The organism is Kitasatospora sp. NPDC057940 (assembly GCF_042887425.1).
Classification (GTDB): Bacteria; Actinomycetota; Actinomycetes; order Streptomycetales; family Streptomycetaceae; genus Kitasatospora.
Genome location: NZ_JBHVPH010000001.1, coordinates 237,921 through 260,616, shown reverse-complemented (window position 1 = coordinate 260,616; position 22,696 = coordinate 237,921). Strand labels below are relative to the sequence as shown.

At 70.9% G+C, this 22,696-nt stretch carries 21 protein-coding genes and 2 tRNA genes; 17 read left to right on the top strand and 6 right to left on the bottom strand.

What is annotated here, in order from left to right:
* Positions 1–19 precede the first annotated feature (19 nt).
* From yidC to rpmH, 4 genes are read right to left on the bottom strand one after another with little or no spacing between them, the layout of a single operon-like run.
* Entirely contained in the window at positions 20–1,183 is a 1,164-nt protein-coding gene (gene yidC / locus ACFVTF_RS01215) for a membrane protein insertase YidC (protein ID WP_363579875.1), read from the bottom strand.
* Positions 1,180–1,551 (bottom strand): membrane protein insertion efficiency factor YidD, encoded by a 372-nt coding sequence (yidD, locus tag ACFVTF_RS01210; protein WP_063348465.1) that lies wholly within the window; start codon positions 1,549–1,551, stop codon positions 1,180–1,182. The genes yidC and yidD overlap by 4 nt, the downstream gene beginning before the upstream one ends.
* Positions 1,548–1,976: a ribonuclease P protein component gene (gene rnpA, locus ACFVTF_RS01205; RefSeq protein WP_350876735.1), complete on the bottom strand. Its 429-nt coding sequence runs from the start codon at positions 1,974–1,976 to the stop codon at positions 1,548–1,550. Before rnpA ends, yidD begins: the two co-directional genes overlap by 4 nt.
* 18 nt (positions 1,977–1,994) lie before the next feature.
* On the bottom strand, positions 1,995–2,132 hold the full coding sequence (rpmH, locus tag ACFVTF_RS01200) for a 50S ribosomal protein L34 (protein WP_030392420.1): 138 nt from the start codon (positions 2,130–2,132) through the stop codon (positions 1,995–1,997).
* Between the two features lie 471 nt (positions 2,133–2,603).
* Here rpmH and dnaA point away from each other — a divergent pair, with 471 nt between their 5' ends.
* The 13 genes from dnaA to ACFVTF_RS01135 all read left to right on the top strand — a co-directional run bounded on the left by dnaA (position 2,604) and on the right by ACFVTF_RS01135 (position 18,227).
* On the top strand, positions 2,604–4,496 hold the full coding sequence (gene dnaA / locus ACFVTF_RS01195) for a chromosomal replication initiator protein DnaA (RefSeq protein ID WP_387807558.1): 1,893 nt from the start codon (positions 2,604–2,606) through the stop codon (positions 4,494–4,496).
* Positions 4,497–5,458: 962 nt separating this feature from the next.
* The gene (gene dnaN / locus ACFVTF_RS01190) at positions 5,459–6,589 is read left to right on the top strand and encodes a DNA polymerase III subunit beta (RefSeq protein WP_363579877.1); all 1,131 of its coding nucleotides are present in this window, start codon (positions 5,459–5,461) and stop codon (positions 6,587–6,589) included.
* 183 nt (positions 6,590–6,772) lie between these two features.
* Positions 6,773–7,648 (top strand): phosphogluconate dehydrogenase (NAD(+)-dependent, decarboxylating), encoded by an 876-nt coding sequence (gene gnd / locus ACFVTF_RS01185; RefSeq protein ID WP_363368219.1) that lies wholly within the window; start codon positions 6,773–6,775, stop codon positions 7,646–7,648.
* A 37-nt stretch (positions 7,649–7,685) separates the two neighbouring features.
* Complete coding sequence (gene recF / locus ACFVTF_RS01180; RefSeq protein ID WP_387807553.1) at positions 7,686–8,819, top strand: DNA replication/repair protein RecF; 1,134 nt, start codon at positions 7,686–7,688, stop codon at positions 8,817–8,819.
* Positions 8,820–8,925: 106 nt separating this feature from the next.
* Positions 8,926–9,465, top strand: coding sequence for a DUF721 domain-containing protein (locus ACFVTF_RS01175; RefSeq protein WP_063348459.1), 540 nt, complete (start codon positions 8,926–8,928; stop codon positions 9,463–9,465).
* Positions 9,466–9,733: 268 nt separating this feature from the next.
* Positions 9,734–11,749: a DNA topoisomerase (ATP-hydrolyzing) subunit B gene (gene gyrB, locus ACFVTF_RS01170; protein WP_387807550.1), complete on the top strand. Its 2,016-nt coding sequence runs from the start codon at positions 9,734–9,736 to the stop codon at positions 11,747–11,749.
* 58 nt (positions 11,750–11,807) lie between these two features.
* A complete protein-coding gene (gene gyrA, locus ACFVTF_RS01165) occupies positions 11,808–14,420 on the top strand; it encodes a DNA gyrase subunit A (RefSeq protein WP_387807548.1) in 2,613 nt (870 codons plus the stop codon).
* A 151-nt stretch (positions 14,421–14,571) separates the two neighbouring features.
* Entirely contained in the window at positions 14,572–15,312 is a 741-nt protein-coding gene (locus ACFVTF_RS01160; protein ID WP_387807545.1) for a DUF3566 domain-containing protein, read from the top strand.
* A gap of 260 nt (positions 15,313–15,572) precedes the next feature.
* Entirely contained in the window at positions 15,573–16,967 is a 1,395-nt protein-coding gene (locus ACFVTF_RS01155; protein WP_387807543.1) for a class I SAM-dependent methyltransferase, read from the top strand.
* Positions 16,968–16,983: 16 nt separating this feature from the next.
* A tRNA-Ile gene (locus ACFVTF_RS01150) sits at positions 16,984–17,060 on the top strand.
* 131 nt (positions 17,061–17,191) lie between these two features.
* Positions 17,192–17,569, top strand: a complete 378-nt coding sequence (locus ACFVTF_RS01145) for a DUF6191 domain-containing protein (protein ID WP_387807540.1) — start codon at positions 17,192–17,194, stop codon at positions 17,567–17,569.
* 246 nt (positions 17,570–17,815) lie between these two features.
* A complete protein-coding gene (locus ACFVTF_RS01140; RefSeq protein ID WP_014137031.1) occupies positions 17,816–17,944 on the top strand; it encodes a DLW-39 family protein in 129 nt (42 codons plus the stop codon).
* A 210-nt stretch (positions 17,945–18,154) separates the two neighbouring features.
* Positions 18,155–18,227: transfer RNA gene (locus ACFVTF_RS01135), tRNA-Ala, on the top strand.
* A gap of 116 nt (positions 18,228–18,343) precedes the next feature.
* Here the strand turns inward: ACFVTF_RS01135 and ACFVTF_RS01130 are convergent.
* The gene (locus ACFVTF_RS01130; protein ID WP_387807537.1) at positions 18,344–19,156 is read right to left on the bottom strand and encodes a DUF5324 family protein; all 813 of its coding nucleotides are present in this window, start codon (positions 19,154–19,156) and stop codon (positions 18,344–18,346) included.
* Positions 19,157–19,349: 193 nt separating this feature from the next.
* Here ACFVTF_RS01130 and ACFVTF_RS01125 point away from each other — a divergent pair, with 193 nt between their 5' ends.
* Positions 19,350–20,195, top strand: coding sequence for a rhomboid family intramembrane serine protease (locus tag ACFVTF_RS01125; protein WP_387807535.1), 846 nt, complete (start codon positions 19,350–19,352; stop codon positions 20,193–20,195).
* 334 nt (positions 20,196–20,529) lie between these two features.
* Here the strand turns inward: ACFVTF_RS01125 and crgA are convergent, their stop codons facing one another.
* The gene (crgA, locus tag ACFVTF_RS01120; protein ID WP_350876761.1) at positions 20,530–20,778 is read right to left on the bottom strand and encodes a cell division protein CrgA; all 249 of its coding nucleotides are present in this window, start codon (positions 20,776–20,778) and stop codon (positions 20,530–20,532) included.
* Positions 20,779–20,953: 175 nt separating this feature from the next.
* Here crgA and ACFVTF_RS01115 point away from each other — a divergent pair, with 175 nt between their 5' ends.
* The 3 genes from ACFVTF_RS01115 to ACFVTF_RS01105 all read left to right on the top strand — a co-directional run bounded on the left by ACFVTF_RS01115 (position 20,954) and on the right by ACFVTF_RS01105 (position 22,696).
* On the top strand, positions 20,954–21,712 hold the full coding sequence (locus tag ACFVTF_RS01115; protein ID WP_063351254.1) for a DUF881 domain-containing protein: 759 nt from the start codon (positions 20,954–20,956) through the stop codon (positions 21,710–21,712).
* Positions 21,713–21,781: 69 nt separating this feature from the next.
* Complete coding sequence (locus ACFVTF_RS01110; protein WP_350876763.1) at positions 21,782–21,961, top strand: hypothetical protein; 180 nt, start codon at positions 21,782–21,784, stop codon at positions 21,959–21,961.
* Between the two features lie 63 nt (positions 21,962–22,024).
* Positions 22,025–22,696: an aminodeoxychorismate/anthranilate synthase component II gene (locus ACFVTF_RS01105; RefSeq protein WP_371517859.1), complete on the top strand. Its 672-nt coding sequence runs from the start codon at positions 22,025–22,027 to the stop codon at positions 22,694–22,696.

The window sequence follows — 22,696 nt, the reverse complement described above, 5'->3', positions numbered from 1 at the left end:
ACAACGGGTCCAGGGCCGGTCAGGACTTCTTCTTCGGCCGCTGGCCGCCACGCTTGGGCTGCTGCCGAGCGGTGCCCGGCTTGGCCGCGCCGGGCTTGGCCGGGCCCTGCTGGGCGGCCGCCGGCTTGGCACCGGAGTCGGCCGGGACGGTGTCGGCGGGCTCCTCGGCCGGAGCCTCGGTGTCCTTGGTCAGGTCGGCGGTCTGCTGACCGGCACCGCTCTGCTGGCGCTGCGCCTTGGTCTGCTTGCGGGGCTGCTGGCGGCGCGCCTGCGCCGACTCCTCGACCACGGCGGCCGCCGCCGAGGCGGCGTCGAGGGTCGACTTGGACGGGGGCAGCAGGCCCCAGAGCGCGCCCTTGATCTCCGAACCGTCCGGGTTCAGCCGGCCGGCCTTCTTCAGACGGACCTGCCGCTCGTCCCACGCCTTGCTGCCCGGGGTCGGGTTGTTGTGGATGACGATCAGCTGCTGGCCCATCGACCAGACGTTGGTGGTCAGCCAGTAGACCAGGACACCGACGGGGAAGTTGATGCCCATCACGGCGAACATCACCGGGAAGACGTACATCAGCATCTTCTGCTGCTGCATGAACGGCGTCTTGACCGTGAGGTCGACGTTCTTGGTCATCAGCTGGCGCTGGGTGATGAACTGCGACAGCGACATCATGATGATCATCACCGCGGTGACGATCTTGACGCTGGTCTCGTGGCTGCTGACGAAGGTCGCGGAGAGCGGGGCACCGAAGATGTGCGCCTTGCCGGCGCTCAGCAGCAGGTCGCCGTGGATGACGCCGATCGGCTCGCTCTTGGCGACCTTGGCGAGCACGCCGTAGAGGGCGGTGAAGAACGGCGCCTGCACGATGATGGGAAGGCAGCTGGAGAACGGGTTGGTACCCGCCTCCTTGTACAGCTTCATCATCTCTTCGGACTGGCGCTGCTTGTCGTTCTTGTAGCGCTCCTGGATGGCCTTCATCTTCGGCTGGATCGCCTGCATGGCCCGGGTCGCCTTGATCTGCTTCACGAAGAGCGGGATCAGGCAGATCCGGATGACGACCACCATCGAGGCGATGGCCAGACCCCAGGCCCAGCCACCGTCCGGATCGAAGATGTTGCTGTACAGCGAGTGGAACTGGACGATGATCCAGGACACCGCTGTGTACAGGGGATTCAGGAAGGAGAAGGTCACCGGTCAGGCTCCTTGGACATGTGGATTGGCCCCTCGGGGCCAATGGTCGCCGGGCCCTCGGGGTCCGGACCGGCGGGGGTCGTGGTCACCGGCTGTCCGGTGGCGGACCGGCTGCTCAGCCAGTCTCGCAGCCGCCGGTGCCACACCGGATGCTTACGCGGCGGAACGTGATCGACCCCGCCGGGCGTCCACGGATTGCAGCGCAGGATGCGCCACACGGTCAGTCCGCCGCCCTTGACCGCCCCGTGCACCTTCACGGCCTCGTAGCCGTAGTGCGAACAGGAGGGGTAGTAACGGCAGACCGGACCGAGCAGTGGGCTGATGGTCCACTGGTAGACCCTGATCAGACCCATCAGCAGGAACTTCATCGTCCTGCTCCCGTCGGCGCCGTCGTGGCGGACTCCACCTTCAGCAACCGTTTCAGCGCCGCGTCCAGGTCACGTTCGAGGTCCTGGTACGAGGCGGTCGCGGCCTGGGGCAGCGCACGCACCACTATCAGGCTACCGGCGGGCAGCCTGGAAAGACGATCACGAACGAGGTGCCGCAACCTGCGCTTGACCAGGTTGCGAACGACCGCCGGGCCGACGGCCTTGCTCACGACGAAACCCGCACGCGCCGAAGGAGTCCCCTCGGCGACGTGCGGGCGGGAGTCGCTGGTCCGGTCGGTCTGCCCCTTGGGGTCGCCTTCTCTGCTGAGATGGACGACCAGAAGGGGCCGGCCGGCCCGGCGACCGCGTTTCACCGCGGTCGCGAAGTCCTGGCGCCGCCGCAGCCGATTCTCGGAGGGCAGCACAACAGACTCTGTCGTGGATCAGGCGGACAGGCTGGTGCGGCCCTTGCCACGGCGGGCAGCCAGGATGGCGCGGCCGGCGCGGGTACGCATACGCAGCCGGAAGCCGTGGGTCTTCGCGCGACGACGGTTGTTCGGCTGGAAGGTGCGCTTGCTCACTCGGGGGCTCCTGAGGTGAATCGTAGGATGACGGGGGATCGCTTGGCCGTCACCGTGCGTCCGCGTGATCTCCCCTGATTCGGAAATCCGGCCCATCGCCCCAGTTCGGCTGGGGTTCAGGGCAATCCACGGCGCCCGTGCTGCGCGCCTTATGGAGCGGGTGGACCCGCGGACATGCGGCAGCGGCCATCGACAACTCGACCTGGTTACGGTACGCGGGACGGGGCACGAGGGTCAAACCAGCTTTTTCGAGCGGACCCCCGGAAGGCGCCCGGAGCCCCCTTCGCCCACAGCCTGTGGACAACGACTTGATCCGGCTCTGTTCGCTGACTACCGTTGCAGGACTTGTCTGGTTTGTTCTTCGTGTTCTTCCTCGTGGGGTCGGTCCGCCGGAGACGGACCCGCCGATCCACAGTCTCCTGATCCACCACCCCCTGCTGGAGCCGCGGGGAACCGAGAAAGCGTGCACCAGTGGCTGATGTCAACAGCGACCTCGTCCCGGTCTGGGCGAGAGTCGTCGAGCGGCTGGTCAGCGACCCGGACGTCGGGGAGATGGACAAGCAGTGGGTGCAGCGCACCCAGCCGATGTGGATGATGCACGACACCGCCCTGCTGGCGACCCCCAACGAGCGGGCCAAGCAGGTGCTGGAGGGCCGGCTGCTGCCGCAGCTCACCGAGGCCCTCAGCCGCGAGCTCAGCCGTCCGGTACGGATCGCCGTGATGGTCGACGCCAACGCCGTCCCGACCACCCCCGCGCCCGCCGCCCAGGCCCCGGCCGAGCCGTACCCCGGCCCGACCGGGGAGGATGCCGGCGGCTACGGCGGCCAGGACTACCAGCAGCCGTACGAGCAGGACTACGACCGGCCCCGCTACGACACCGGCGGCTACGAGCAGCGCCCCGCGCCGTACGGCGGCCCGGCGGCCGGCCCGACCTGGCCCGGCTACCCCGAGCAGGGCGGGTACCAGGAACAAGGCGGCTACCCCGACCAGAACGGGTACCAGGAGCAGGGCGGCTACCCCGAGCAGGGTGGCGGCTACCAGGAGCAGCCCCCCGGCTACCGCGAGGCCGACGAGCCGTCCCGGCCGGCGCCGCGCCCGATGCCCGGCCCGCCCTCGACCACCCAGGGCGACCTGTTCGGCGGCGCCTACGGCCCCGGCCCGAACGAGCAGCCCCGCGCCGGCGCCGGCCGCCGCGCCCTCGGCGCACGCCCGGCCGGCGGCCGTCCCGCGGACAAGAACGCGCCGGAACGCGCCACCGAACGCCCGGCCGTCCCCGGCGTGCCCGCCCCGCCCGGTGCCCCGCCGGCCGGCGGCTCCCGCAAGGACGAGCCGGCCGCCCGGCTGAACCCCAAGTACCTCTTCGACACCTTCGTCATCGGCGCCAGCAACCGCTTCGCGCACGCGGCGGCGGTGGCGGTCGCCGAGGCCCCGGCCAAGGCGTACAACCCGCTCTTCATCTACGGCGAGTCCGGGCTGGGCAAGACCCACCTGCTGCACGCCATCGGGCACTACTCGCGCAGTCTCTTCCCGGGAACCCGGGTGCGCTACGTGTCCTCGGAGGAGTTCACCAACGAGTTCATCAACTCGATCCGGGACGGCAAGGCGGACACCTTCCGCCGGCGCTACCGGGACATGGACATCCTGCTCGTGGACGACATCCAGTTCCTCGCGAGCAAGGAGTCCACGCAGGAGGAGTTCTTCCACACCTTCAACACCCTGCACAACGCGAACAAGCAGATCGTCCTCTCCTCGGACCGGCCGCCCAAGCTGCTGACCACGCTGGAGGACCGGCTGCGCAACCGCTTCGAGTGGGGCCTGATCACCGACGTCACCCCGCCGGAGCTGGAGACCCGGATCGCGATCCTTCGCAAGAAGGCGATCCAGGAGCAACTCAACGCCCCGGCCGACGTGTTGGAGTTCATCGCGTCCCGGATCACCCGCAACATCCGGGAGTTGGAGGGCGCCCTGATCCGGGTCACCGCCTTCGCCAACCTCAACCGGGCGCCGGTGGACCTGGAGTTGGCCGGGATCGTCCTCAAGGACCTGATCCCGGGCGGGGACGAGGACGCCGGGCCGGAGATCACCGCGCAGGTCATCATGCAGCAGACCGCCGCGTACTTCGGGCTGGGTGTGGACGACCTCTGCGGATCCTCGCGCAGCCGCGTCCTGGTGACGGCCCGTCAGATCGCCATGTACCTCTGCCGGGAGCTGACCGACCTCTCGCTGCCGAAGATCGGCGCGCAGTTCGGCGGCCGCGACCACACCACGGTGATGCACGCGGACCGCAAGATCCGCTCGCTGATGGCCGAGCGCCGGTCGATCTACAACCAGGTCACCGAGCTGACCAACCGCATCAAGAGCTAGCCGCAGGGCCGGTGTCGGGCCCGTGCCGGGTCCGGTGCCGAGGTGGCCGGAAAGGGCGTCAGGAGCGATCCTGGCGCCCTTTTCTCGTGTCCGCAGGTGTGCCTCGGGCGCCGGCTGGGCAGAGATGCCGTCGACGGACGTTGCGCCAGTCCACAGCCCGCGCCGAACATCTGACCGGTGATTCGAAAACCGGGGCCGCGCAGGGCAGTTGTCCACAGGACGGGTACCTTCCCCGTAGTCCACAGGCCGGGGCGCCCGAAGTTATCCAGAATTCGTCCACAGGCGTGTCGCCGCTACGCTCTTCCGCGCAGGTCAGGTGCCTGTGGACTTGTGCACAACCGTTATCCACAGGGTGTGGACAATTGACGGGCCGCCAATGGGCCATCCGGGTTGTCCACCGGTTGTCCCCAGGGGAGGGGCGGTTATCCCCAGGTTGTCCACAGCATGATCCACAGTTCGACAAGCGTGGGGCGGTGTTCATGCCCTGGTGTGAAAGGCGTCACGTAAAGTTGACCGGCGCCCGTGGATAACCGGGCCCGGATCTGGGGACAGCCCTGGGGATAACCTGTGGATACCCAGCGTGCCCTGTGGGTAACGCTCCGCTGTCCACAGCACCGCGTGTTCGTCCACAGCCGCCGTCCACACCCGCTGTGGACAAAAAAGTGGGTCTGACCTGGGGAAACGGGGTTATCCACGGTTTCCACAGGCCCTACTACTACCACTACACATTTAGACCCATCGACTCGCTTGAAAGTGGGTGGGCCCCGAATCTGTGGACAACCGCGCCCCGACATCTGTTCGGCTTGCTTCCGCCCGTCTGCCCCGTCTGTCGGCGGAGTACGTCAGACTGTCCTCGGCGACTGGAAGCGGAGTGGCACAGCTCGGTGGACAGCCAGACCGACGATCAAGATCAGACGAACCAGAGTGCGAGCGGGAGCGCTCGATCCAGGAGGCGGTTACCGGTGAAGTTCCGGGTGGAGCGTGACGTCCTCGCGGAGGCGGTGGCCTGGGCTGCCCGCAGCCTCCCGGCACGGCCGCCGGTGCCGGTGCTGGCCGGCCTGCTGCTGACGGCACAGGACGGCAGCCTGGCGCTGTCCGGCTTCGACTACGAGGTCTCGGCCCGGGTCGAGCTGGAGGCCGACATCGAGGAGGCGGGCACCGTCCTGGTCTCCGGTCGGCTGCTGAACGACATCTCGCGCAACCTGCCGAACCGGCCGGTGGAGATCTCCACCGACGGCCAGCGGGTCAGCGTGGTCTGCGGCAGTTCCCGCTTCACCCTCCCCACCCTCCCGGTGGACGAGTACCCGGCGCTGCCCCAGATGCCGACCGCCACGGGCACCGTCTCGGGCGACGTGTTCGCCTCCGCGGTCAGCCAGGCCGCGGTGGCCGCCGGCCGCGACGACACCCTCCCGGTGCTCACCGGTGTCCGGGTCGAGATCGAGGGCGACCGGATCACCCTGGCCGCCACCGACCGCTACCGCTTCGCGGTCCGCGACCTGCTGTGGAAGCCCGAGCAGTCGGACATCTCGGCCGTCGCCCTGGTGCCCGCCAAGACGCTGCAGGACATCGCCAAGTCCCTGGGCAGCGGCGACAACGTCTCGATCGCGCTCTCCTCGGGCGGCGCGGGCGAGGGCCTGATCGGCTTCGAGGGCGCCGGCCGCCGGACGACCACGCGGCTCCTGGAGGGCGAGTTCCCCAAGTTCCGCAGCCTGTTCCCGACGGAGTTCAGCGCCGTCGCCGCGATCCAGACCCAGCCCTTCCTGGAGGCGCTCAAGCGCGTCTCGCTGGTCGCCGAGCGCAACACCCCGGTCCGGCTCAGCTTCGAGCAGGGCGTGCTGACCCTGGAGGCGGGCTCGGGCGACGACGCCCAGGCCACCGAGCGGATCGACGCCGACCTGGAGGGCGACGACATCTCGATCGCCTTCAACCCGGGCTACCTGGAGGAGGGCCTCAAGGCCATCGACTCCGCCTACGCCCAGCTGAGCTTCACCACGCCGACCAAGCCCGCGCTGCTCAGCGGCAAGGCCTCGGTGGACGCCGAGGAGGACAAGGCGTACCAGTACCTGATCATGCCGGTCCGCCTCTCCGGCTGACCTCGCGGCCGCTGCCCCAAGGCCGTCACCCACAGGCTGTGCACACCGGCTGTGCACAGCCTGTGGGCGTCCTCCCCCGGTCGGCCCGACCACAGGGAGCCGCCACCGCCGCAGCGCGTAGGCTCGGGGGCGTGCGGCAACGGCGCCGCCGGCAGGCACGTCACCACAGGTAAGGACTTGGTCATGGAGCTCGGCCTCATCGGTCTCGGCAAGATGGGCGGCAACATGCGCGAGCGGATCCGCCGCGCCGGCCACACCGTCATCGGCTACGACCGCAACCCGGACATCTCCGACGTCGAGAGCCTCCAGGAGCTCGTCTCCAAGCTGCAGGGCCCGCGGGTGATCTGGGTGATGGTCCCGGCCGGCGCCGCCACCCAGGCGACCGTCGACGAGCTCGCCGAGCTGCTCTCCCCCGGCGACGTGGTGGTCGACGGCGGCAACTCCCGCTGGACCGACGACATCAAGCACGCCGAGGCGCTGGCCGCCAAGGGCATCGGCTTCGTCGACTGCGGCGTCTCCGGCGGCGTCTGGGGCCTGGAGAACGGCTACGCCCTGATGTACGGCGGCGACGCCGAGCACGTGGCCCGCGTCCAGCCGGTGTTCGACTCGCTCAAGCCCGAGGGCGACTTCGGCTCGGTGCACGCGGGTGCCGTGGGCGCCGGCCACTTCGCCAAGATGGTCCACAACGGCATCGAGTACGCGATGATGCAGGCCTTCGCCGAGGGCTGGGAGCTGCTGGAGGCAGCCCCCGAGGTCACCGACGTGCGCGAGGTCTTCCGCAGCTGGCAGGAGGGCACCGTCATCCGCTCCTGGCTGCTGGACCTGGCCGTCCGCGCGCTGGACGACGACGAGCACCTGGCGAAGCTGCGCGGCTGGGCCGCCGACTCCGGCGAGGGCCGCTGGACCGTCGAGGCCGCGATCGACCACGCGGTGCCGCTGCCGGCGATCACCGCCTCGCTGTTCGCCCGCTTCGCCTCCCGCCAGGACGACTCGCCGCAGATGAAGATGATCGCCGCGCTGCGCAACCAGTTCGGCGGCCACGCGGTCGAGTCCAAGTAACCCGCACCTCCCCAGAAGGCGAGCGCAGTCCACAGCCATGCACGTCGCGCACCTGTCGCTCGCCGACTTCCGGTCGTACGCCCGGGTCGAGGTTCCCCTCGACCCGGGCGTGACGGCCTTCGTCGGGCCCAACGGCCAGGGCAAGACCAACCTGGTCGAGGCGGTCGGCTACGTCGCCACGCTGGGCAGCCACCGGGTCGCCACCGACGCCCCGCTGATCCGGCTGGGCGCCGAGCGGGCGGTGGTCCGCACCTCGGTGGTGGACCGCGGCCGCACCACCCTGGTCGAGCTGGAGCTGACCCCGGGCAAGGCCAACCGGGCCCGGATCAACCGCTCCGACAACGTCCGCCCGCGCGACGTGCTGGGCCTGCTGCGGACCGTCCTGTTCGCCCCCGAGGACCTCAGCCTGGTCAAGGGCGACCCTGGTGAGCGGCGCCGTTTCCTGGACGAGCTGCTGACCGCCCGGGCCCCCCGGCTGGCCGGGGTCCGGCAGGACTACGAGCGGGTCCTCAAGCAGCGCAACGCCCTGCTGAAGACCGCCGCGATGGCCCGCCGGGCCGGTGGCGGCAAGGGCGCCGACCTCTCCACCCTGGAGGTCTGGGACGGCCATCTGGCCCGTGCCGGAGCCGAGTTGACGGCCTTCCGGATCCAGCTGGTGGCTTCCCTCCAGCCGTTGGTGGCGGCCGCGTACGGGCAGCTGGCCCCGGGCGGCGGCGACACCGTCCTGGAGTACCGCAGCTCCTTCGAGGGCGAGCTGCCGACCAGCCGCGAGCAGGCCGAGGAGCAGCTGCTGAACGCGCTGCAGGCGGTCCGCAAGCAGGAGGTGGACCGGGGCATCACCCTGGTCGGCCCGCACCGCGACGAGCTGGTGCTCAGCCTCGGCCCGCTGCCCGCCAAGGGCTACGCGAGCCACGGCGAGTCCTGGTCGTTCGCGCTGGCGCTGCGGCTGGCCTCGTACGAGCTGCTGCGAGCCGACGGCGGCGAGCCGGTGCTGATCCTGGACGACGTGTTCGCCGAGCTGGACGCGGCCCGCCGGGACCGGCTGGCGGAACTGGTGGCCGGCGGCGAGCAGGTGCTGGTCACCGCGGCGGTCGCCGAGGACGTGCCGAAGGCGCTGGCCGGTGCCCGGTTCGCGGTCGCCGACGGCGCCGTCCGCCGGATCGACGCCTGACTCCCCCCGCACCTCCGCAATCGTCGTCCGGGCACTCCCGTAGGCTGGACGGCTCACCGGCGCGCGTCCGCGACCGTTGTCCACAGCCTGGGGAAAGGAGATCGCCGTGAGCGAGCCGGCGGAGCACTCCCCCCAGCCGGGCGACGCGGCGCCGACCGGCGCCGACCTCGCCCGCTCCGCGCTGCGGGCGGCCCGGGCCCAGGCGCGGCAGCGCGGCGAGCAGGTCCGGGAGAAGCGCGAGGCGAAGCGGCACGGCCTGCGCAGCGGAGCCCGGTCGGACGGCCGCGACCCGGTCCCGCTGGGGGCGGCGCTGAACCGGCTGCTGACCGAACGGGGCTGGGAGTCCTCGGCCGCGGTCGGCGGGGTGATGGGCCGTTGGCCGCAGATCGTCGGCCCGGACATCGCCGCGCACTGCCACCCCTCCTCCTACGACGACGCCGCCGCGGTGCTCACCGTGCAGTGCGACTCCACCGCATGGGCCACCCAACTGCGCTGGCTGGCAAGGCAGTTGGTGGCCCGTCTGAACCACGAGCTGGGCCACGGCACGGTCCGCACCATCAAGGTGCTGGGCCCGGCGGCGCCCGCCCGCGGCTACGGCCGGCTGCGCGCCCCGGGGAGCAAGGGGCCGGGCGACACCTGGGGCTGACCGGGTCGCCGTGCCGCCGCCGAGGGCGTGGAGCGGACCACGATCTTCCGGAACCCCTGACAGCCCTTCCAGGCGCTCTGGGCCCCCCGGGCGAGTATCGGGACATGTCCAGAGGGGATTCAGGGCGGCATATCTGCCTTCAAGGGCTGCCAAACGCCCATCTCTGTCAGTCGTACCGGTAGACTGAGAGCCAAACACTGTTGCTAGTGGCAACCGAGTCTAAACGCCGTGGTCGCACGCCCGCCCACACGGGGCGGGAATGCGGCCCGTGCTGTGCCAGAGAGGGCGCTTCGTGGCCGATTCCGGCAACCCCAGCCAGACCCCAGACCAGACCGACCAGGCTTCCTACACCGGTAGCAACATCCAGGTGCTGGAAGGCCTCGACGCCGTCCGCAAGCGCCCCGGCATGTACATCGGCTCCACCGGCGAGCGCGGCCTGCACCACCTGGTGCAGGAAGTGGTGGACAACTCCGTCGACGAGGCGATGGCCGGGTACGCCGACACCATCGACGTCACGCTCCTCGCCGACGGCGGGGTCCGGGTGGTGGACAACGGCCGTGGCATCCCGGTCGACATCGTCCCCGGCCAGGAGAAGCCGGCCGTCGAGGTCGTGCTCACCGTCCTGCACGCCGGCGGCAAGTTCGGCGGCGGCGGCTACGCCGTCTCCGGCGGTCTGCACGGTGTCGGCGTCTCGGTCGTGAACGCGCTGTCCACCCGCCTTTCGGTGGAGATCCACCGCGACGGCTCGCGCTTCACCCAGGACTACAAGGCCGGTGCGCCGACCGCTCCGCTGGCCACGCACGAGGGCTCCGAGCAGACCGGCACGACCGTCACCTTCTGGGCCGACCCGGAGATCTTCGAGACCACCGTCTACTCCTTCGAGACGCTGTCCCGGCGCTTCCAGGAGATGGCCTTCCTCAACAAGGGCCTCTCCATCTCGCTCACCGACGAGCGCCCCGAGCACGTCGACGAGGAGGGCAAGCCGCTCTCCGTCACGTACAAGTACGACGGCGGCATCGCCGACTTCGTCGCCCACCTCAACTCCCGCAAGGGCGAGGTGATCCACCCCTCGGTGATCGACTTCGAGGCGGAGGACAAGGACAAGGCGATCTCGGTGGAGATCGCGATGCAGTGGAACTCCTCCTACACCGAGGGGGTCTACAGCTTCGCAAACACCATCCACACGCACGGCGGCGGTACCCACGAGGAGGGCTTCCGCGCGGCGCTGACCGGCCTGGTCAACCGCTACGCGCGGGACAAGAAGCTGCTCCGGGAGAAGGACGACAACCTCTCCGGCGAGGACATCCGCGAGGGCCTGACCGCGATCATCTCGGTCAAGCTCGGCGAGCCGCAGTTCGAGGGCCAGACCAAGGACAAGCTCGGCAACACCGAGGCGAAGACCTTCGTCCAGAAGGTCGTCCACGAGCACCTCAACGACTGGTTGGACCGCAACCCCAACGAGGCCTCGGACATCATCCGCAAGTCCATCCAGGCCGCCACCGCGCGCGTCGCCGCCCGCAAGGCCCGCGACCTCACCCGCCGCAAGGGCCTGCTGGAGTCCGCCTCGCTGCCGGGCAAGCTCTCCGACTGCCAGTCCAAGGACCCGGCCGAGTGCGAGATCTTCATCGTCGAGGGTGACTCCGCCGGCGGCTCCGCCAAGCAGGGCCGCGACCCGCGCACCCAGGCCATCCTGCCGATCCGCGGCAAGATCCTGAACGTCGAGAAGGCCCGGATCGACAAGGTGCTGCAGAACACCGAGGTCCAGGCGCTGATCTCGGCCTTCGGCTGCGGCATCCAGGAGGACTACGACGACTCCAAGCTCCGCTATCACAAGATCGTCCTGATGGCGGACGCCGACGTCGACGGGCAGCACATCCGCACCCTGCTGCTCACCCTGCTGTTCCGCTTCATGCGGCCGCTGGTCGAGTCCGGGTACGTCTACCTCGCCATGCCGCCGCTGTACAAGATCAAGTGGGGCAAGGACGACTTCGAGTACGCCTACTCGGACCGCGAGCGCGACGCGCTCATCGCGGCCGGGGTCGAGGCCGGGCGCCGGCTCCCCAAGGACGACGCGATCCAGCGCTTCAAGGGTCTCGGCGAGATGAACGCCGAGGAGCTCCGGGTCACCACCATGGACGCCGAGCACCGGCTGCTGCTCCAGGTCACCCTGGAGGACGCCGCCCGCGCCGACGAGCTGTTCTCCGTGCTGATGGGCGAGGACGTCGAGGCACGCCGCTCCTTCATCCAGCGCAACGCCAAGGACGTCCGCTTCCTGGACGTGTGACGCCGCCCGACCGGCAGCGAAGCACGTACCAGTCCGCGTGAAAGGAAACTGACCACCAGTGGTCGACGACAACCGTCCCGAAGGCGAACAGCCCGAGACCCCCACAGCCGCCGAGGCCACCACCCAGGTGACCATGCGGATCGAGCCGGTCGAGCTCGAGACCGAGATGCAGCGCTCGTACCTCGACTACGCGATGAGCGTGATCGTCAGCCGGGCGCTCCCCGAGGTCCGCGACGGCCTCAAGCCGGTGCACCGTCGCGTGCTCTACGCGATGTACGACGGCGGGTACCGCCCCGAGAAGGGCTACTACAAGTGCGCCCGCGTCGTCGGCGACGTCATGGGCAACTACCACCCGCACGGTGACACCTCCATCTACGACACCGTCGTGCGCCTGGCCCAGCCGTGGTCGCTGCGGATGCCGCTGGTGGACGGCAACGGCAACTTCGGCTCCCCGGGCAACGACCCGGCCGCGGCCATGCGCTACACCGAGTGCAAGATGATGCCGCTCGCCATGGAGATGATGCGCGACATCGACGAGGGCACCGTCGACTTCGCGTCCAACTACGACGGCCGCTCGCAGGAGCCGACCGTCCTGCCGGCGCGCATCCCCAACCTGCTGGTCAACGGTGCCACCGGCATCGCGGTCGGCATGGCCACCAACATCCCGCCGCACAACCTGCGCGAGGTCGCCTCCGGCGCGCTCTGGGCGCTGGAGCACCCGGACGCCTCCAACGAGGAGCTGCTCGAGGCCCTGATCGAGCGGATCAAGGGCCCCGACTTCCCCACCGGCGCGCTGATCGTCGGCCACCGCGGGATCGACGACGCCTACCGCACCGGCCGCGGCTCGATCACCATGCGCGCCGTGGTCGAGGTCGAGGAGATCCAGGGCCGCCAGTGCCTGGTGATCACCGAGCTGCCGTACCAGGTCAACCCGGACAACCTCGCGCTGAAGATCGCCGACCTGGTCAAGGACGGCAAGGTCGCCGGCATCGCCGACGTCCGCGACGAGTCCTCGTCCCGCACCGGTACCCGCCTGGTGGTCGTGCTCAAGCGCGACGCCGTCGCCAAGGTCGTGCTGAACAACCTCTACAAGCACACCGAGCTGCAGACCAACTTCGGCGCCAACATGCTGGCCCTGGTCGACGGCGTGCCGCGCACGCTGTCGCTGGACGCCTTCATCCGGCACTGGGTCAACCACCAGGTCGAGGTCATCGTCCGGCGCACCACCTTCCGGCTGCGCAAGGCCGAGGAGCGCGCCCACATCCTGCGCGCCCTGCTGCGCGCCCTGGACGTGATCGACGAGGTCATCGCGCTGATCCGGGCCTCGGCGAGCGCCGACGCGGCCCGCACCGGCCTGATGGGGCTGCTCTCCATCGACGAGCTCCAGGCCAACGCCATCCTGGAGATGCAGCTGCGCCGCCTGGCCGCCCTGGAGCGCCAGCGGATCATGGACGAGCACGACGAGCTGCAGCGCAAGATCGACGAGTACAACGCGATCCTGGCCTCGCCGACCCGCCAGCGGGAGATCATCTCCGAGGAGCTCACCGCGATCGTCGAGAAGTACGGCGACGAGCGGCGCTCCACCCTCATCCCGTCCGACGGCGACCTCTCGATCGAGGACCTCATCGCCGAGGAGGACATCGTCGTCACGATCACCCGTGGCGGCTACGTCAAGCGGACCCGCTCCGACCTCTACCGCTCGCAGAAGCGCGGCGGCAAGGGCGTGCGCGGAGCGCAGCTCAAGCAGGACGACATCGTCGACCACTTCTTCGTGACGACGACGCACAACTGGATCCTGTTCTTCACCAACAAGGGCCGGGTCTACCGCGCCAAGGGCTACGAGCTCCCGGACGCCGGGCGCGACGCCCGCGGCCAGCACGTGGCCAACCTGCTGGCCTTCCAGCCGGAGGAGCACATCGCCCAGGTGATGGCCGTGCGCACCTACGAGGACAAGCCCTACCTGGTCCTCGCCACCCGGGCCGGCCTGGTGAAGAAGTCCGCGCTGAAGGACTACGACTCCCCGCGCTCCGGCGGCCTGATCGCGATCAACCTGCGCCAGGACGAGGAGGGCCAGGACGACGAGCTGATCGGCGCCGAGCTGGTCTCCGCCGAGGACGACCTGCTGCTGGTCTCCAAGAAGGCCCAGTCGATCCGCTTCACCGCGACCGACGACGCGCTGCGGCCCACCGGCCGCGCCACCTCCGGCGTCAAGGGCATGGCCTTCCGCGAGGACGACGAAATGCTCTCGATGAACGTCGTCCGCCCGGGAACGTACGTGTTCACCGCCACCGACGGCGGGTACGCCAAGCGCACGGCCGTGGACGAGTACCGTGTCCAGGGGCGTGGCGGCTACGGCACCAAGGCGGCGAAGATCGTCGAGGGCCGGGGCTCTCTGGTCGGCGCGCTCGTGGTCGACGACACCGACGAGATCATGGCGATCACCCTGTCGGGTGGGGTGATCCGCACAAGGGTTTCCGAAGTTCGTGAAACCGGACGTGACACCATGGGCGTCCAACTGATCAACCTCGGTAAGCGCGACGCGGTCGTGGGCATGGCCCGCAACGCGGAAGCCGAGGACGAGGAGACGGTGGAGGACGAGGTCGCGGACACCGCTTCCACCGAAACGGCTGAGGGTGCGGGGACGACGGCCGGCGGCGACGCCGAGGTCTGAACCGAACCACGGGCCGGTGCCGTCGCGTCCTGATAGAGGGGCGTGGCGGCACCGGCCGCCCACCAGTTCCGGGCAATCCCGCCGGGCGCTGGATGACGAGTGACGAAGCAGGGCGGTGCCGCCGTCCTGGTGGGAAGTGCGGGAGGACCAGGTGAGTGGAGCCACGGGTGCTGCGGGAGGACCCTCCGGCGGCCGTCCGGGCGCGCAGGGCGGGGGTGGGTACGGCGCGCCGCAGCCGCCGCCCGAGCACTCGGCCGCGTCCACCTCGCTGATGCCACCGGTCGGCGGAGCGGGACAGGGCGGCGCGACCTACGGCGGACAGACGCCCCCGCCGCCGGGGGCCCCGGCGCCGGGCGCGAGCGGGTTCTCGCAGCCGACCACCTATGCCAAGGGGCAGCCGACCCCGGCCCGGGGGACCCGGACCAGCGGCAACACCCCGCCCGGCGGCACGCCCGTCCCGGGCGCGGCGCGCCGGCCGGCCCCGGCCGCCCCCGCGGCGGCCGCCGGTGTCGGCCTCGGCCGGACCCGCAAGGCCCGGCTGCGGGTGACCAAGGTCGACCCGTGGTCGGTGATGAAGGTCAGCTTCCTGCTGTCGCTGGCCGTCGGGATCATCATCATCGTGGCCGCGGCGGTGCTGTGGATGACGCTGGACTCGCTCGGCGTCTTCGACTCGCTGACCAAGACCCTCAAGGACGTCACCGGCTCGGACAGTGCCGGCGGCCTCAACCTGATGGACTACGTGGGCTTCGGCAAGGTGATGACCTTCACCTCGCTGATCGCCGTGGTCGACGTCGTCCTGCTGACGGCGCTGTCCACGCTCTCGGCGTTCATCTACAACGCGGCGGCCGGCTTCACCGGCGGCGTCGAGCTGACCCTGGCCGAGGAGGACTGACCCCGGTCGGATCCTGACCCCTGGTCAGTTCGCCGTCCGCGGACGGAATGGACGGGCCCCGCAGGCTGTTGCAGCCTGCGGGGCCCGTCGGCATTTCGGGTGACAGCCGGCCGCCCGCGGCGTGCCGCCCGGGAGCGGGCCGGCCGCGGTGGGATTAGCTGGGTGGCGCCCGGTCCACGCCTGGGAGTGCCGCAGGCCGCCCCCGGTCCGCCCGACCGGGTCAGGAGACGTTCCGCAGGACGGCTGGACGGAGGCGCGCGGTGGCGAAGCTCGCAGGTCAACTGGTCGAGGCCCTGGACGGGCTGTTGGGGGTTCCGGTACCGCTGCGGGTCCAGGCCTGGGACGGCAGCGTCGCCGGGCCGCCGGGAGCCCCCACGGTCGTCCTGCGCAACCGCCGGGCCCTGCGCCGGCTGCTGTGGCAGCCGGGCGAGCTGGGCCTGGCCCGGGCCTACGTCGCGGGGGACTTGGAGCTCGCCCCCGGCACCGATCTCTACGAGGTGCTCTCGGCCGTCGCCCGGTTCGTCGAGCGGCCGGAGATCCGCCGCCTCGACCTCGGCCCGCGGGACGTGCTCGGCGCCGGCGGGCGCCGCGTCCTCGCGGCCGCGCTGCGGGCCGGGGCGCTCGGCCCCGAGCCCACGCCGCCCCGGGAGGAGGTCCGCAAGGCCCGCGGGCGGCTGCACAGCCGCAGCCGGGACCGCGCGGCCATCAGTCACCACTACGACGTCGGAAACGACTTCTACGGGCTCGTCCTGGGCTCCTCGATGGTCTACTCGTGTGCCTACTGGGCCCCGGAGGCCAAGAGCCTGGAGGCCGCCCAGGAGGCCAAGCTCGACCTGATCTGCCGCAAGCTCGGCCTCCGGCCCGGGATGCGGCTGCTGGACGTCGGCTGCGGCTGGGGCTCGCTGCTGCTGCACGCGGCCGAGCACTACGGCGTCACCGCGGTCGGCGTCTCCATCTCGCGGGAACAGGTCGCGCTGGCCCGCCGGCGGGTCGAGGAGGCCGGCCTGGCCGGGCGGGTGGAGGTCCGGCTCCAGGACTACCGGGAGATCGCCGACGGCCCGTTCGACGCGATCTCCAGCGTCGGGATGGCCGAGCACGTCGGCTCCGAGCAGTACCGGGTCTACGCCGAGGGCCTGCACCGGCTGCTGGTGCCCGGCGGCCGGCTGCTCAACCACCAGATCGCCCGCCGCCCCGACCGCCCCGGTGAGCCGCACCGCACCAGCCCCTTCATCGACCGCTACGTCTTCCCCGACGGCGAGCTCTCCCCCGTCGGTTCCACCGTGGCCCGGCTGGAGGAGGCCGGCTTCGAGGTCCGGGACGTCGAGTCGCTGCGCGAGCACTACGGGCTGACCCTGCGCGAATGGGTGGCCAACCTGGAGGCGCACTGGAGCGAGGCGGTCCGGCTGGTCGGCCGCGGCCGGGCCCGGGTCTGGCGGCTGTACATGGCCGCCAGCGCGCTCGCCTTCGAGGAGAACCGGATCGGGATCAACCAGATCCTCGCCGTCCGCAGCACCGAGGAGGGCGCGGCCGGCCTCCCGGCGACCCGCGAGGAATGGCTGCTGCGCCCGGCCGCCGGAGCGCCGCCGCTGGTCGGCGGGGTGCCCGCCGGGAACCCCGCCGGCCCGGATTTGGGAGATCGGCCATCGGTCCGCTAATCTTTCAGTGCGGCAAGGGCCTATAGCTCAGACGGTTAGAGCGCTTCCCTGATAAGGAAGAGGCCACAGGTTCAAGTCCTGTTAGGCCCACCACCGCGAAGGGCCCGGAGTGATTCACTCCGGGCCCTTCGACGTTTCCCCCTCCGTTGCGGGAACCGCGCGTCCCGCCGGGCTGTTCTCCGGGGAGGGAACGGGGAGGGAACGTGTGGAGGGATGGTGACGACATGGCGGTCTTCTGGGCGATGAGCATCCCCGGACTGGTCTGCGCCCTGGTGGTGCTCGCGGCGGTCGACCAGCTCGCGTTACGGGCGCGCCGGTCACGCTGGGTGCCGTGGCGGGGGACCGGCCGGGAGGGGCAGATCTCGGCCACCGGCTTCGAGCAGCTGCACGCGCAGTTCGCCGCAGGCAAGCAGCACGAGCTGGACGAACGCGGCACGACCCTGATGCTGCGCGACGAGGAGGGCGAAGGGGCGCCGCCCCGGACGAAGGTCGACCTGGCGGGCGGGAAGGCCGTGGTGGTGACGCCGTCGAACCGCTCGTCGAACCGCCCGTCCGACCGCTCGTCGGGGCACCCGTCCAGCGCCCCGCCGGGCACGCCGTAGGGCCCGGCCTGGGAGGGCCGGACGTACGGCAGGAGGTGCGGCGTCAATCCTCCGCCCGGACCGCCGGGTTGGCCGCAGCGGTGGCTGGTCACGATTGGGACACTGGTGTGTATCATCGGCCGCAAGGGCAGTCTGGCACCCGGCAGCCCGCTCGCGATCGAAACACATCTGGACTCGTCGGCCCGGTCAGTCCGGCCGGAGCACCGGCTCTTGAGTCCGCCAACGCAAGAAGGACGAGGTCCCGCGGTGAAGAAGCTTCTCCTGGTCGCCCTGGTCGCCCTCGGCGGCTTCTTTGTCTACCGTCAGGTCCAGGCGGACCGCGCCGAGCAGGACCTGTGGACCGAGGCCACCGACCCGGTTCCGGCCGGTCGCTGAGCCCGGACGATCCGACGATCAACGATCTTCGGAGGCGCTTCACCGCGCCTCCAGGGCCGGCCGGCCCGGTCATCCGACCGGATCGGCCGGATCCCAGGCACCGCCCGGACGCCGCCTCGGCGGCAGGTCCGGTCGGCCCGGGGGGAGGGCGCCGGGAACGGCGCCGGAACCCGGTACGCTAGTGCCCGTCGGCACCTGCGGTGCCGTCGAGGGGCATTAGCTCAGTTGGTAGAGCGCTGCCTTTGCAAGGCAGATGTCAGGAGTTCGAGTCTCCTATGCTCCACAGCTCATCGCAGTCGTGACGCCGATCGGCCGCTGACCTGAATCCCGGTCAGTGGCCGATCGGCGTTTCCGCGTCCTCAGGGCGTGTCCGACACGCCCTGAGGGCCGGGCGACGGGTCAGTGCGGTCCGCGCGGGTCGTGCGGCTTGGGGTGGTCGCCGTTGCCGTCGTTGCCGTCGTTGTCGGGCCGGACGGGCGGCGGAGCGGGCTCGGCGGCCGTGTCCCCGGCCCGGGGTCCGGCGGGAGCGGCCGGGCCGCTCTGCGGGGCCCCGGCGGCGTTGACCGGCCCGGGGGCCGTCGCGCCGGCGGCGTGCGCACCGGCGGGTTGGTCGGCCCGGTCGGTCGGGGGCTCGACCAGCCACTCCGGGTTGCTGTGCCGGCGCCACCACTGCCAGGCCACGATCCCGCCGCCGATCGCCAGCGCACCGGCCACGGCGAGGCCGGTGGCCAGGCCGTTGCACCGCTTCCGCCGGGCGTTGCGGGCGGCGAGGTGGCTGATCTCGGCCGAGGTGACGTTGCCGTGCAGCGCGGTCAGCGCGGCGGCGCCCCGGGTCTGGGCCTCCTGGGCGACCGGGGTGACGGCGGCGCGGGCCTCCTCGACGGCCTGGACGACCCTGGGGCCGACCGTGGAGCGGGCCTGGTCGGCAGCGCGGGCTGCGGAGAGCCGGGCCGCCAGAGCGGCCTCCTGGGCGCGGTGGAAGGCCTTCAGGGCGTTCTGCTGGGCTTCGGGCGGCAGACTGGCGAAGGCGTGACCGAACTGGGGGGCGATGTGCCGCTCGTACTGGACGCGGAGGCTCTGGGCGGCCTGGGCGGCTTTCGGCCCGAAGGTGTCCAGCGCCGGGCCGAGGCGCTGCTTGGCGCCCTCCGCGAGGTGCGCGGCGGTGTCCCGGGTCTTGGTGGCCGTCTCACGAGCCGAGTCCGAAAAGGTCACGAGTCTCTCCTCCTGGGTGGCGTCCTTTATGCACATATCCACCTGAATGCTGATCATGCATGCTGATTTGTCCACCGGCATGTCGGAGTGGGCCGTACGCGGGGTGCGGAAGGAGCCGGGGAGCGGGCCCGATATCGGATCCGCCGCAGTAGGCTGGCGATTTCGGGGTCCCGTACGGGAGGGGAAGAACCTCATGCTGACCGGCTGCTACCGGCACCCGCAGACGGCCACCGGCGTCTCCTGCACCCGCTGCGAGCGGGCGATCTGCCCGCAGTGCATGGTGGCCGCCTCGGTGGGCTTCCAGTGCCCGGAGTGCGTCGGCGGCGGGCACGCCGGGACGCGGCGGGCGACCACCCGGTTCGGCGGGGCGATCGCCCAGGACGGCGGGCTGGTCACCAGGGTGCTGATCGGCATCAACGTGGTGGTCTTCGTGCTGGCCGCCTACGTGCTCACGCCGCGGCTGGGCCAGGTCTGGGAGCTGTACAGCGCCGGGCGGGCCGTTCTGGGCGGTCCGGACGGCGTCGCCGACGGGCCCGCCCAGTGGTACCGGCTGCTGACCTCGGTGTTCCTGCACCTGCAGTGGTGGCACGTCGGGATGAACATGGTGGTCCTGTACTGGCTGGGCCCCACGCTGGAGACGGCGCTCGGCCGGCTGCGCTTCCTGGCCCTCTACCTGCTCTCCGGTCTGGGGGGCAGCACCCTGGCCTTCCTGATCGACGGCAACTCGCTGCGGTCGGTCGGGGCCTCGGGCGCGATCTTCGGGCTGATCGGCGCCACGGTGGTGATGCAGCTGCGGAACCGGGGCCCGCTCGGCCCGGTGATGGCGTTCCTGGTCTTCAACCTGGTCGTCACCTTCTCGCGGACGGACATCGACTGGCGGGCGCACATCGGCGGCCTGGTGGTGGGCGCGCTGACGGCGGCCGGTCTGATGTACGCCCCGCGCGAGCGCCGGGGCCTGGTCCAGGGGCTGGCGCTGACGGGGTCGTTGGCCGTGGTGGCGGCGATGCTGATGATCGGGATGGCCCGCTACGGCGCGTGACGCCGCGGGTGTTTGTCCACAGCGGGTGCGGGGTTGTGCACAGGCTGTTCGCCGCCCGGGGTGTGGACTGCTGTTCTACGCGTGTCCTGCTGTGCGGTTTTCCCATTCCCGGGAAGTTGTGCACAGCTGTGGAAAGCCCGCGGTCGAAAGGTTATCCACAGGCTGGGGAGACTTTTCCCCAGTGTGGATAACCATGTGGATAAGCAGGACAGTCTGATGATGGGGATAACCGACCGGTTTCCCGCCCGTGTCCGGGCACGCCTGACCGCCGCCCGGCACCAGTGGTCCGAAGCGGCGGTGGTGGCTCGACCGGAGCCTCAGGAGGAGCGGAAGGTCACTTCCACTGGGTGGAGACGCCGAACCCCGCGGCGATGAACCCGAAACCGACCAGGATGTTCCAGTTCCGCCAGCTCTCGACCGGGTAGCTGCCGCTGGTCACGTAATAGGTGACGATCCAGACCAGGCCGATCAGGAACAGTGCCAGCATCAGCGGTGCGACCCAACTGCGGCCCGAACTGATCTTCACCGCGGCCGTGGTCGGCGGGGTGTAGTCGGACTTCTTGCGGAGTCGAGACTTCGGCACGAGGAGCTCTCCTGTCGATGCGCTGTGAGACCGCGCAGAGGTGCAGCGGGGGTCGGTCGGCCGGTGACGGGCGGTGCGGAACGCACGGGACCGTTCCCGCACGCGCCACCGGCGTCCGTTAGCGTAGTGGCTCGGTGGGTCTTAAGGAGATAAGGGTACGGTGCCTAATTTGTCGATTCCCCCTCGGCCGACCACTACCCGCCGCTCCGGCACCCGAATTGTCGGGCGTGCCCTGACCTGTGCGGTCTTCGCGCTCGCCGGACTGCTGTTCTACATCAGCGCGCAGACCGCCCGCGGCACCGACCTGCGGACGGACAACTCGCTGCTGAGCCTCGGCGACGTGATACGCCAGCGCAGCTCGCAGAACCAGCAGGCCCAGGCCCAGCTGGCCGACCTCCAGGCCCGCGCGCAGGAGCTCACCGGGCAGCAGGGCGGCAACCCCGCCGACGCCGCCCGGCTGGACGACCTGCGGCTCGGCGCGGCCCTGGAGCCGCTGCAGGGCGGCGGCCTGACCGTCACCCTCAACGACGCCCCGCCGAACGCCACCGCCCGCATCCCGGGCGTCCCCGAGCCCGGCGTCAACGACCTGGTCATCCACCAGCAGGACATCCAGGCCGTGGTCAACGCGCTGTGGCGGGGCGGCGCCGAGGGCGTGCAGGTGATGGACCAGCGGCTGATCTCCACCAGCGCCGTCCGCTGCGTCGGCAACACCCTGCTCCTCCAGGGCCGGGTCTACTCGCCGCCGTACGTGGTCCGGGCGGTCGGCCGCACCGATGCGCTGAAGGCCGCCGTGGACGGGGACCCGACGATCCGCAACTACCTCCAGTACGTCCAGGCGTACGGGCTCGGCTGGAAGGTCCAGGAGAGCGGTGACCTGACCCTCCCGGGATACTCCGGCACCACCGAGCTGCGGTCGGCGGGCGGGCAGCAGTAGCGGACCGGCCCCGCGGTCGTTGATCCCGGGTCTACTCTTGACCCCAGTCCGCTACGTCGAGGGAGCACCATGTACGGCTGGATCTGGCGTCACCTCCCGGGAAACACCCTGGTCCGCGCCGTCATCTCGCTGCTCCTCGTCGTGGGGATCGTCTATCTCCTCTTCACCTACGTCTTCCCGTGGGCGGAACCGTTGCTCCCCTTCGGTGACGTCACAGTGGACGGCGGCGAAGGCGCCGCGGCCGGCTGAACCGGCGGCCCTGCTCCTCCACCCTGCCGACCCCGCCCCGCATCCCACGGAGACCACGCGAGAATGACCACCCAGCCGACCGCGCCCCGCATCCTGGTCGTGGACAACTACGACAGCTTCGTCTTCAACCTGGTCCAGTACCTGTACCAGCTCGGTGCCACCTGCGAGGTGGTGCGCAACGACGAGGTGACCGTCGAGCACGCCGTCCGCCGCTCCGGCGGCGAGGACGACCAGGGCTTCGACGGGGTGCTGCTCTCCCCCGGGCCCGGGGCGCCGGAGGAGGCCGGGGTCTGCATCGGGATGGTGCACCACTGCGCGGGGATCGGGCTGCCGGTGTTCGGCGTCTGCCTGGGCCTGCAGTCGATCGCGGTCGCGTACGGCGCGGTGGTCGACCGGGCACCGGAACTGCTGCACGGCAAGACCTCGCCGGTCGAGCACGAGGACGGCGGGGTGTTCGAGGGACTGCCCTCGCCGCTGACCGCCACCCGGTACCACTCGCTGGCGGTCGAGCCGGCCACCGTGCCGGACGAGCTGGTGGTCACCGCGCGTACCGACAGCGGCGTGATCATGGGCCTGCGGCACCGCGAACTGCCCGTCGAGGGCGTGCAGTTCCACCCCGAGTCGGTGCTCACCGAGGGCGGGCACCGGATGCTCGCCAACTGGCTGGCGGAGTGCGGCTACCCAGAGGCCGTGGACCGGTCGGCCGGGCTCGCCCCGGTGATCGGCCGGGGCTGA